General features: G+C 66.3%; 7 protein-coding genes. 6 read left to right on the top strand and 1 reads right to left on the bottom strand.

The window, feature by feature from the left end; genetic code table 11:
- Positions 1–162: 162 nt before the first annotated feature.
- The gene (gor, locus tag SGR02S_RS17470) at positions 163–1,512 is read left to right on the top strand and encodes a glutathione-disulfide reductase (RefSeq protein ID WP_067112983.1); all 1,350 of its coding nucleotides are present in this window, start codon (positions 163–165) and stop codon (positions 1,510–1,512) included.
- A 129-nt stretch (positions 1,513–1,641) separates the two neighbouring features.
- Here the strand turns inward: gor and SGR02S_RS17475 are convergent, their stop codons facing one another.
- Positions 1,642–3,063 (bottom strand): helix-turn-helix domain-containing protein, encoded by a 1,422-nt coding sequence (locus tag SGR02S_RS17475; protein ID WP_067112985.1) that lies wholly within the window; start codon positions 3,061–3,063, stop codon positions 1,642–1,644.
- A gap of 214 nt (positions 3,064–3,277) precedes the next feature.
- On the opposite strand from SGR02S_RS17475, the gene SGR02S_RS17480 reads away from it, so the two are divergent.
- The 5 genes from SGR02S_RS17480 to bioB all read left to right on the top strand — a co-directional run bounded on the left by SGR02S_RS17480 (position 3,278) and on the right by bioB (position 10,070).
- The gene (locus SGR02S_RS17480) at positions 3,278–4,810 is read left to right on the top strand and encodes an acyl-CoA carboxylase subunit beta (RefSeq protein ID WP_067112987.1); all 1,533 of its coding nucleotides are present in this window, start codon (positions 3,278–3,280) and stop codon (positions 4,808–4,810) included.
- A gap of 107 nt (positions 4,811–4,917) precedes the next feature.
- Positions 4,918–5,355, top strand: coding sequence for a methylmalonyl-CoA epimerase (gene mce / locus SGR02S_RS17485; protein ID WP_067112989.1), 438 nt, complete (start codon positions 4,918–4,920; stop codon positions 5,353–5,355).
- A 169-nt stretch (positions 5,356–5,524) separates the two neighbouring features.
- Positions 5,525–7,684, top strand: coding sequence for a methylmalonyl-CoA mutase (gene scpA / locus SGR02S_RS17490; RefSeq protein ID WP_067112991.1), 2,160 nt, complete (start codon positions 5,525–5,527; stop codon positions 7,682–7,684).
- The gene (locus SGR02S_RS17495) at positions 7,681–8,961 is read left to right on the top strand and encodes an O-acetylhomoserine aminocarboxypropyltransferase (RefSeq protein ID WP_067112993.1); all 1,281 of its coding nucleotides are present in this window, start codon (positions 7,681–7,683) and stop codon (positions 8,959–8,961) included. The genes scpA and SGR02S_RS17495 overlap by 4 nt, the downstream gene beginning before the upstream one ends.
- A 77-nt stretch (positions 8,962–9,038) precedes the next feature.
- Positions 9,039–10,070 carry a biotin synthase BioB gene (gene bioB, locus SGR02S_RS17500; RefSeq protein WP_067112995.1) on the top strand — a complete coding sequence of 344 codons (1,032 nt, stop codon included), beginning with the start codon at positions 9,039–9,041 and terminating at the stop codon, positions 10,068–10,070.
- Positions 10,071–10,278: the final 208 nt, after the last annotated feature.

A 10,278-nucleotide genomic window follows, 5' to 3' on the forward strand; every position in this document is an offset into this window, starting at 1 on the left:
GGCTTTCGCCGGGGAACGGTTACCTGCCGAAAAGGGATAATTGCCGATCAGTCCGCGTCCGCAACGACAAGTGTTTCGCACTGACCGCAAAATTCAATTGGCAAGCCGGCGCCGCCCACCCACATAGGCGCCAGCCAATCATTCCAGTGCGGGGGCTCTTCCATGTCCAAGTTCGACTATGATCTTTTCGTCATCGGCGCCGGGTCGGGCGGGGTGCGCGCCAGCCGCGTCGCGGCCTCGCACGGCGCGCGCGTCGCGGTGGCGGAGGAGCATCGGGTCGGCGGCACCTGCGTCATCCGCGGCTGTGTTCCCAAGAAGCTGCTCGTCTATGGCGCCCATTTCGCCGAGGACCTGAAGGACGCGCGCCACTTCGGCTGGGACGTTCCTCCCAATTGCCGCTTCGACTGGGCGCGGCTGCGCGACAATGTGCTGGCGGAGGTGACCCGGCTCGAAGGGCTTTACGGGCAGACGCTCGACAATCACCAGGTCGAGGTCTTCAAGACGCGCGCGACGGTCGCCGGGCCGCAGACCGTGCGCCTGGCCGACGGGCGCGAACTGACTGCGGAGCGCATCCTGATCGCCACCGGCGGCTGGCCCTTCGTCCCCGACTTTCCGGGCAGCGAGCATGCGATCACCTCGAACGAGGTCTTTCACCTCGAAACGCTGCCGCAGCGCGTGGTGATCGCGGGCGGCGGCTATATCGCCAACGAATTCGCCGGCATCTTCAACGAATTCGGCAGCAAGGTGACGATCGTCAATCGCGGCGACGCGATCCTGCGCGGCTATGACGAGCAGATCCGCGACCGGCTGTTGCAGATATCGATGACCAAGGGCATCGAGTTCCGCTTCAACGCCCCCTTCCAGTCGATCGAGAAGCAGGCCGACGGCTCGCTGATGGTCCATCTCGCCAATTGCGACCCGATTCCCGCCGACGCGGTGCTGGTGGCGACCGGACGGGTGCCGAACACCCGCGGGCTGGGGCTCGCGGAGGCGGGCGTCGAGCTCGACGCCGACGGGGCCGTGAAGGTCGACGAGGGCAACCGGTCGTCGGTGCCGAGCATCTATGCCGTCGGCGACGTCACCAACCGCATCCAGCTGACCCCCGTGGCGATCCGCGAGGGACAGGCGTTCGCGGACTCGGTCTTCGGCGGCAAGCCGACGACGGTCGATTATGCCAATGTTCCGAGCGCGGTGTTCAGCCATCCGCCGATCGGCGCCGTCGGCATGACCGAGGCCGAGGCGCGCAATAAACTGGGCTCGATCCGGGTTTATACGAGCGATTTCCGCGCGATGAAGAATGTCCTCGCGGGCCGCAACGAACGCGCGCTCTACAAGATGGTGGTCAACGAGGCGACCGACCAGGTCGTCGGCCTGCACCTGATCGGCCCCGACGCGCCGGAGATATTGCAGGCGGCGGCGGTCGCGGTGAAGGCCGGGCTGACCAAGGCCGATTTCGACGCCACGGTGGCACTGCACCCGAGCATGGCGGAGGAACTGGTGCTGCTGAAGTAATCGCTCCCCTCCCGCAAGCGGGAGGGGAAGCGAGAGTTGCGAGCTTGCTCGCTACTCGCAGCGGGGTGGGCAGAGGCACCGTCGCAGACCCACCCCCAAGCCCCCTCCCGCAAGCGGGAGGGGAATTGGTCACCCGATCCGATAGGGCACCACGTCCCGGCGGTCCGGATCGACCAGGATCGGCCGGTCGCTGGGCGGGAAGGCGCGCTGGTCGCAGTCGTCGCGCGGACAGATGCGGCACGACGGGCCGATGCGCGCCGCCGCCTGCGGCGCATCGACGTCGACCCCGTCGGCATAGACGAAGTCGGCGGCGTATCTCGCCTCGCACCCCAGCGCGACGGCATAACGGCGCGGGGCGCGGGCGTAGCTGCCCGACGGCTTCACCAGCCCCTTGGCCATCGAGACGTAGCGCAGGCCGTCGGGCGTCTCGGCGAGCTGGAACAGGATGCGGTCGGGGATCGCCGCCGCCTCGTGGACGATCCACAGCGGGCAGGCGCCGCCGAAGCGCGCGAATTGCAGCCGCGTCGCGCTGTGCCGCTTGGTGATGTTTCCCGCCATGTCGACGCGGCAGAAGAACATCGGGATGCCGCGCGCGCCGGGGCGCTGGAGCGTCGAAAGGCGGTGACACGCCTGTTCGAAGCTGACCCCATATTCGAGCCGCAGCCGGTCGATATCGTGCCGCACCGCGCGGGCGCTGGCGCGAAAGGGCGTATAGGGCATCAGCACCGCGCCCGCCGCATAGTTGGCGAGACCGACGTGGAGCAACTGGCGCGCCGCGGCGGTGCGCAGCGGCGACGCCTCGACCACCGCCGCGATCTCGTCCGCGAGCGCCAGCGCCGCGAGCTGGTGCGCGAGCTGGAAGCGGCGGCTTTCGGGCGGCTGCGACGGATCGATGACAAGGTGGCGCATCGTCGCGTCGAAATCGCGCAGGCTCTCCGACTGCCGATAGACGATCGAGATGCCGAGCCCGCCCTGCAACCGCCGCTCGATCGCCTCGACCGCGGGGGAGGGGCTGGGAGCAGAGGACGCGCCGCGCAGCTCCTTCGCCAGTTCCTCGGCGGCGCGGTCGAGCCGGTCGACGTAATTGCCCGCGTCGTGAAACCAGTCGCGCACCTCCTCCCATGGCAGGCGGCTGCCCTCCGCGGTGCCGCCGGTCAGCGCCTCGTCGATGATCTGGAGCCGCTGTCCGGCGCGGCGATAGGCGGCGTGGAGAGCGACGAACTGGTCGGCGAGCTGCGGCTGCTGGAGCGCCGCGCGTTCGAGCTGTTCGGGCGCGATCGGCGCGGCGGCGAACAGCGGATCGGCCGCCGCCTCGCGCAGCGCGCCCGCGCGCCGGTCGCCCGCGTCCGCAGCGACCTCCTCCCATTCGAGCGGAAAGAGCTTTTGCAGCCGGTCGAGCAGCGCGGGGGTCAGCGGCCGGTCGTCATGCTCGATCTGGCTGAGATAGGAGGTGGAGATGCCGAGCCTCGCAGCGAACCCGGCCTGCCGCAGGCCGCGCTCGGCGCGAAGCTGGCGCATGCGGCTGCCGGCGAAGATGCGTTGGCGGGTCATGGCGCGAAACCTCTCATTTCCGTTCGTGTCGAGCGAAGTCGAGACACCCATCAGTGTGGCGCAAGGTCGCTGGGTGTCTCGCCTTCGCTCGACACGAACGGCCTATGGTGTGGCTCTACTTTGCAAATTCCGACTTCGCAACTTTGCAAATTCACATTTGCCACCGGGCGCCGAACGGGGCAGGGCAGATCGCTCAATATCCGTGGAGAGCCGCATGTCTGCCAATATCGCCGAAATGGAACGCCGCCGCGCCGCCGCCGCGCTGGGGGGCGGGCAGAAGCGCATCGACGCGCAGCACGCCAAGGGCAAGCTGACCGCGCGCGAGCGGCTGCTCGTGCTGCTCGACGAGGATTCATTTGAGGAGCTCGACACTTATGTCGAGCATGATTGCGTCGATTTCGGGATGCAGGACCAAAAAATCCCCGGCGATGGCGTGGTGACCGGATCGGGGACCATCAACGGCCGGCTCGTCTATGTCTTCAGCCAGGATTTTACAGTCTTCGGCGGTTCATTGTCGAAACGCCATGCGGAGAAGATCTGCAAGGTGATGGAAAAGGCGATGCTGGTGGGGGCGCCGGTTATCGGCCTCAATGACTCGGGCGGCGCGCGAATTCAGGAGGGTGTCGCATCGCTCGGCGGTTATGCCGACGTGTTTCAGAAGAATGTTCTGGCGTCGGGCGTGGTGCCGCAGATTTCGCTCATCATGGGGCCGTGCGCGGGCGGCGCCGTCTATTCGCCCGCGATGACCGACTTCATCTTCATGGTGAAGGATTCGAGCTACATGTTCGTCACCGGCCCCGACGTGGTCAAGACGGTGACCAACGAGGTGGTGACGCAGGAGGAACTGGGCGGCGCGATCACCCACACGACGAAAAGCTCGGTCGCCGACCTAGCATTCGAGAACGATATCGAGGCGCTGCTCGCGGCGCGTGATTTCTTCGATTACCTGCCGGAGAACAACCGCGCCGGCGTGCCCGTGCGCCCGACGAGCGATCCCTATGACCGCGCCGAGGACAGCCTCGACACGCTGATCCCGCCCAATGCGAACCAGCCCTATGACATGCACGAGCTGATCCGCAAGACGGTCGACGAGGGCGATTTCTTCGAGGTGCAGCCGGCGCACGCCGCGAACATCATCTGCGGCTTCGGGCGCATCGAGGGACGCACGATCGGCATCGTCGCCAACCAGCCGCTGGTGCTCGCCGGGGTGCTCGACATCAATTCATCGAAGAAGGCGGCGCGCTTCGTGCGCTTCTGCGATGCGTTCGAGATTCCGATCGTCACCTTCGTCGACGTTCCCGGTTTCCTGCCCGGCACCGCGCAGGAATATAACGGCATCATCAAGCATGGCGCGAAGCTGCTCTTCGCCTATGCCGAGGCGACGGTGCCCAAGATCACGGTCATCACGCGCAAGGCCTATGGCGGCGCCTACGACGTCATGGCGTCGAAGCATCTGCGCGGCGATTTGAACTATGCGTGGCCGACCGCCGAGATCGCGGTGATGGGCGCGAAGGGCGCGGTGGAGATCATCTTCCGCAGCGACATCGGCGACGCGCAGAAGATCGCCGAGCGCACGAAGGAATATGAGGATCGCTTCGCCAATCCGTTCGTGGCGGCGTCGCGCGGCTATATCGACGAAGTCATCCATCCCCGCAACACGCGGAAAAGGATCGCGCTGGGGCTGCGGAAGCTGCGGAACAAGCAGTTGGAGAACCCGTGGAAGAAGCATGACAATATTCCGCTGTAGTTTGGCGTCACCCCGGACCTGATCCGGGGTCCCGCTATCCTTGTTCCGCGAGGTCTAAGCGGGATGCCGGATCGGGTTCGGCATGACGAAACTGGAGAGACTTTGATATGAAACTGGGCCGCCTCAACCACATCGGCGTTGCGACGCCATCGATCGCCGACAGCATCGCCTTCTACCGCGACGTGATGGGCGCGACGACGATCTGCGAGCCGTTCGACATGCTCGATCAGGGGGTGAAGGTCTGCTTCGTCGATACGCCCGGCGAGGGTGGGACGAACGGCACGCAGATCGAGCTGATCGAGCCGCTGCCCGGCAATGCGTCGATCGCGGGCTTCCTCGAACGAAACCCGCAGGGCGGGCAGCATCATATGTGCTATGAGGTCCCCGACATCCACGCCGCCAAGGCGGAGTTCGAGGCGATGGGCAAGCGCGTGCTCGGCGAACCGCGGATCGGGGCGCACGGGACGCCGATCTTCTTCGTCCACCCGCGCGACATGGGCGGGGTGCTGACCGAGATCATGGAGACGCCGAAGGGGGCGCACTGACTTTTCTGCCCTCTCCCCTTCAGGGGAGAGGCGCGAGACTTGGGTCTGCGCAGCAGGCCCTAGTCGCAGCGGAGAGGGGGAGGCCCCTCTCCAACTCCGGCTAGCCAGCAAGCTGGCAAGCCTGCGTATCCTCTCCCCTGAAGGGGAGAGGGCAGGGGGATTGAAGATTATGACCGACAAACCGACCCTCGACCAATGGGCCGCCGCCGCCGAGAAGGAGGTGAAGGGCCCAGATGCGTTTAGGGACCTGACCTGGCACACGCCCGAGGGGATCGACGTCAAGCCGCTCTACACGGCCGAGGACGTCCGGACCGACCCCGGCCTGCCCGGTTTCGCGCCCTTCACGCGCGGCGTGCGCGCGTCGATGTACACCGGGCGGCCGTGGACGATCCGGCAATATGCGGGCTTTTCGACCGCCGAGGAATCGAACGCCTTCTATCGCCGCAACCTCGCGGCGGGGCAGAAGGGGCTGTCGGTCGCTTTCGACCTCGCGACGCACCGCGGCTATGACAGCGACCATCCGCGCGTCGTCGGCGACGTCGGCAAGGCGGGCGTCGCGATCGACAGCGTCGAGGACATGAAGATATTGTTCGACGGCATCCCGCTCGACCAGATGTCGGTCAGCATGACGATGAACGGCGCGGTGATCCCGATCCTCGCCTTCTTCATCGTCGCGGGCGAGGAGCAGGGGGTGGCGCGGTCGCTGCTCGACGGGACCATCCAGAACGACATCCTCAAGGAGTTCATGGTCCGCAACACCTATATCTACCCGCCCGAACCCTCGATGCGGATCATCAGCGACATTTTCGGCTACACGTCGCGCGAGATGCCGAAGTTCAACAGCATCTCGATCTCCGGCTATCATATGCAGGAGGCGGGGGCCACGCAGGTCCAGGAACTCGCCTTCACCATCGCCGACGGCATCGAATATGTGAAATATGGCGTCGCATCCGGCCTCGACATCGACAAGTTCGCGGGGCGGCTGTCCTTCTTCTTCGCGATTGGCATGAATTTCTTCATGGAGGCGGCGAAGCTGCGCGCGGCGCGCGTCCTGTGGCATCGCGCGATGACGAAGCTCGGCGCGCAATCCGAACGCTCGAAGATGCTGCGCACCCATTGCCAGACCTCGGGCGTCTCGCTGACCGAGCAGGACCCCTACAACAACGTCATCCGCACGACGATCGAGGCGATGGCGGCGATGCTCGGCGGCACCCAGTCGCTCCACACCAATGCGCTCGACGAGGCGATCGCGCTGCCGACGGATTTTTCCGCCCGCATCGCCCGCAACACCCAGATCATCATCCAGGAAGAGACCGGCATGTGCAATGTCGTCGATCCGCTGGGCGGCAGCTATTATGTCGAGGCGCTGACGCAGGAACTGGTCGACAAGGCGCAGGCGATCATCGACCGCGTCGAGGCCGAGGGCGGCATGGCGAAGGCGGTCGCGGCGGGCTGGCCCAAGGCGATGATCGAGGAAGCCGCCGCAGCGCGGCAGGCGCGCGTCGACCGCGGCGACGACGTGATCGTCGGCGTCAACAAATATCGCCTGAAGGACGAGGACCTGCTCGAAACGCTCGAGGTCGACAACACCAAGGTGCGCGAAGCGCAGGTCGCGCGCATCAACACGGTGAAGGCGAGCCGCGACGAGGCGGCGTGCCGCGGGGCGCTCGATGCGCTGCGCAAGGCGGCCGCCGCGCCGCAGTCGATCGAGACCAACCTGCTCGCCCACGCGGTCGATGCGGCGCGCTCCCGCGCGACGCTCGGCGAGATTTCGGCGGCGATGGAGGAAGCCTTCGACCGCTATGCGACCGTGCCGACCCCGGTGAAGGGCGTCTATGCCGCGCCCTACAAGGACGACGGCCGCTGGCAGCAGGTCGTCGACGGGGTCAAGGCGGTCGAGCGCCGGCTGGGCCGCGCGCCTAAGCTGCTGATCGCCAAGATGGGGCAGGACGGGCACGACCGCGGCGCCAACGTCATCGCCTCGGCCTTCGGCGACATGGGTTTCGACGTCGTTTCCGGCCCGCTGTTCCAGACGCCGGAGGAAACGGTGGTGCTCGCGCTCGAAAGCGGGGTCGACGCGGTCGGTGCGTCGAGCCTCGCCGCCGGGCACAAGACGCTGATCCCCGAACTGATCCGGGGCCTCAAGGAAGCCGGGCGCAGCGACATCAAGGTGATCGCGGGGGGCGTCATCCCGCCGCAGGATTATGATTATCTGCGCGACGCCGGGGTGCAGGGTATCTATGGACCCGGTTCCAACGTGGTCGAATGCGCCGCCGACGTGCTGCGCCTGCTCGGCCACAATATGCCGCCACTGGAGGATGCCGCATGACTGAGATGAAGCCCGAAACGCTGACCGTCCACGCCGGGACCCAGCCCGATCCGACGACCAAGGCGCGGATCACCCCGATCTATCAGACCTCATCCTATGTCTTCGACAGCGTCGAACATGCCTCGCGCCTGTTCAACCTCGAAGAGTTCGGGAACATCTACACGCGGATCATGAACCCGACCAACGGCGCGCTGGAGGGCAAGATCGCCGCGCTCGAAGGCGGCGCGGGCGCACTCGCAGTGGCGTCGGGCCACGCGGCGCAGTTCCTGACCTTTCACACGCTGATGGAACCGGGCTGCGAGATCGTCGCGGCGCGCAAGCTGTATGGCGGGTCGCAGAACCAGCTTGGCCAGAGTTTCCGCAAGATGGCGTGGACAACGCATTTCGTCGACGCCGACGATGCCGGCAATGTCGCCGCTGCGATCACCGACAAGACGCGCGCGGTGTTCATCGAAAGCCTCGCCAACCCGGGCGGGGTCGTGCAGGACATCGAGGCGATCGCCAAGGTCGCGCATGATGCCGGGGTGCCGCTGATCGTCGACAACACGATGGCGACACCGATGCTGTGCCGCCCGATCGAGCATGGCGCCGACATCGTCGTTCATTCGACGACCAAGTTCCTCAACGGCCATGGCAATGCGATCGGCGGGGTGATCGTCGACGCGGGATCGTTCGACTGGACGAAGGGCGGCAAATATCCGACGCTGACCGAGCCCAACGCCTCCTATCACGGCATCAGGTTCGCCGAAACGTTCGGCAACCTCGCCTTCATCCTCGCCGCGCGGACGCTCGGCCTGCGCGACCTCGGCCCGGCGCTCGCACCGATGAACGCGTTCCTCGCGCTCACCGGCATGGAGACGCTGGCGCTGCGGATGGAGCGCCATTGCAGCAACGCGCTCGCGCTCGCCAAATGGCTGCGTGCGCATCCGAAGGTCGATTGGGTGTCCTACGCCGGGCTGGAGGACGACCCCTATCACGCGCTCGCGAAGCGCTATCTCGGCGGCAAGGGCGGCGCGGTGTTCACCTTCGGGCTCAAGGGCGGCTACGACGCGGGCGTCAAGCTGGTGTCGTCGGTGAAGATGTTCAGCCACCTCGCCAACCTCGGCGACACACGCTCGCTCATCATCCATCCCGCCTCGACCACGCACAGCCAGCTTTCCGAAGCCGAACTCGTCGAGACGGGCGCGGGTCCCGACGTGGTGCGCGTGTCGGTCGGCATCGAGCATATCGACGACATCATCGCCGACCTCGCACAGGCGCTGGAGGCGATCGCGTGAGCCAGATCCAATCCACTCCGCCCCCTCATCCGTTCGTGTCGAGCGAAGTCGAGACACCGGGAGGTCGTGCGCGACCGATGGGCATCTCGACTTTGCTCGATGCGAACGGAGCGGGAGAGGCGCGCAATGACTGGACGCGCGAGGAAATCGCCGCGCTGTTCGACCTGCCGTTCGATGAGCTGATGTGGGAGGCGCAGGGCATCCACCGGCGCCACCATGCGCGCGGCGAGGTGCAGCTCTGCACCTTGCTCAGCATCAAGACCGGCGGCTGCGCCGAGGATTGCGGCTATTGCTCGCAGTCGGCGCACGCCGAAACGGGGCTGAAGGCGACCAAGCTGATGGACGTCCGCGCCGTGCTGCAGGCGGCGGCCGAGGCGAAGGATGCGGGCTCGCAGCGCTTCTGCATGGGCGCGGCGTGGCGCAACCCCAAGGACCGCGACATGCCCGCGATCGTCGAGATGATCGAGGGCGTGCGCCAGATGGGCATGGAAACCTGCATGACGCTGGGGATGCTCACCCGCGAGCAGGCGCAGACGCTCGCGGTCGCGGGGCTCGATTATTACAACCACAACATCGACACGAGCCCGGAGAATTACGGCAACATCATCTCGACCCGCACCTTTCAGGACCGGCTCGACACGCTGGAAGAGGTTCGCGCGGCGGGCATCAACGTCTGTTCGGGCGGCATCGTCGGCCTGGGCGAGACGCGCGAGGATCGCGTCGGCTTCATCCACGCGCTTGCAACGCTGCCGCGCCATCCCGAAAGCGTGCCGGTCAACGCGCTGATCCCGATCAAGGGCACGGTGCTCGGCGACATGCTCGCCGATACGCCGCTGGCGCAGATCGACGACATCGAGTTCGTCCGCACCGTCGCGGTCGCGCGCATCACCATGCCCAAGAGCATGGTTCGCCTGTCGGCGGGGCGGGAGAGCATGTCGGAGGCGACGCAGGCGCTCTGCTTCATGGCGGGCGCGAACAGCATCTTCACCGGCGACAAGCTGCTCACCACCGGCAACCGCGGCGACAGCGCCGACGCGGCACTGTTCGCGAAGCTGGGGCTCAAGCCGATGGAGGCTGAGGAGCCGATGCGGATGGAGGCGGCGGAGTGAAGTATTGGCGGCCAGTCGTCGTGACGTTGCTGATTGTCGCGCTTCTGTACTGGCTGATGTTTGTGTCGGGCATGTTCATGCACGGCGATTGATCGAATGTTCCCCTCCCGCTTGCGGGAGGGGCTAGGGGAGGGCCTGTTCCCTCTGAAACCATATCGAATTTCGCGAAACGGGACAGGCCCACCCCCGGCCCCTCCCGCAAGCGGGA

This window comes from Sphingopyxis granuli NBRC 100800 (assembly GCF_001591045.1).
Taxonomy (GTDB): domain Bacteria; phylum Pseudomonadota; class Alphaproteobacteria; order Sphingomonadales; family Sphingomonadaceae; genus Sphingopyxis; species Sphingopyxis granuli.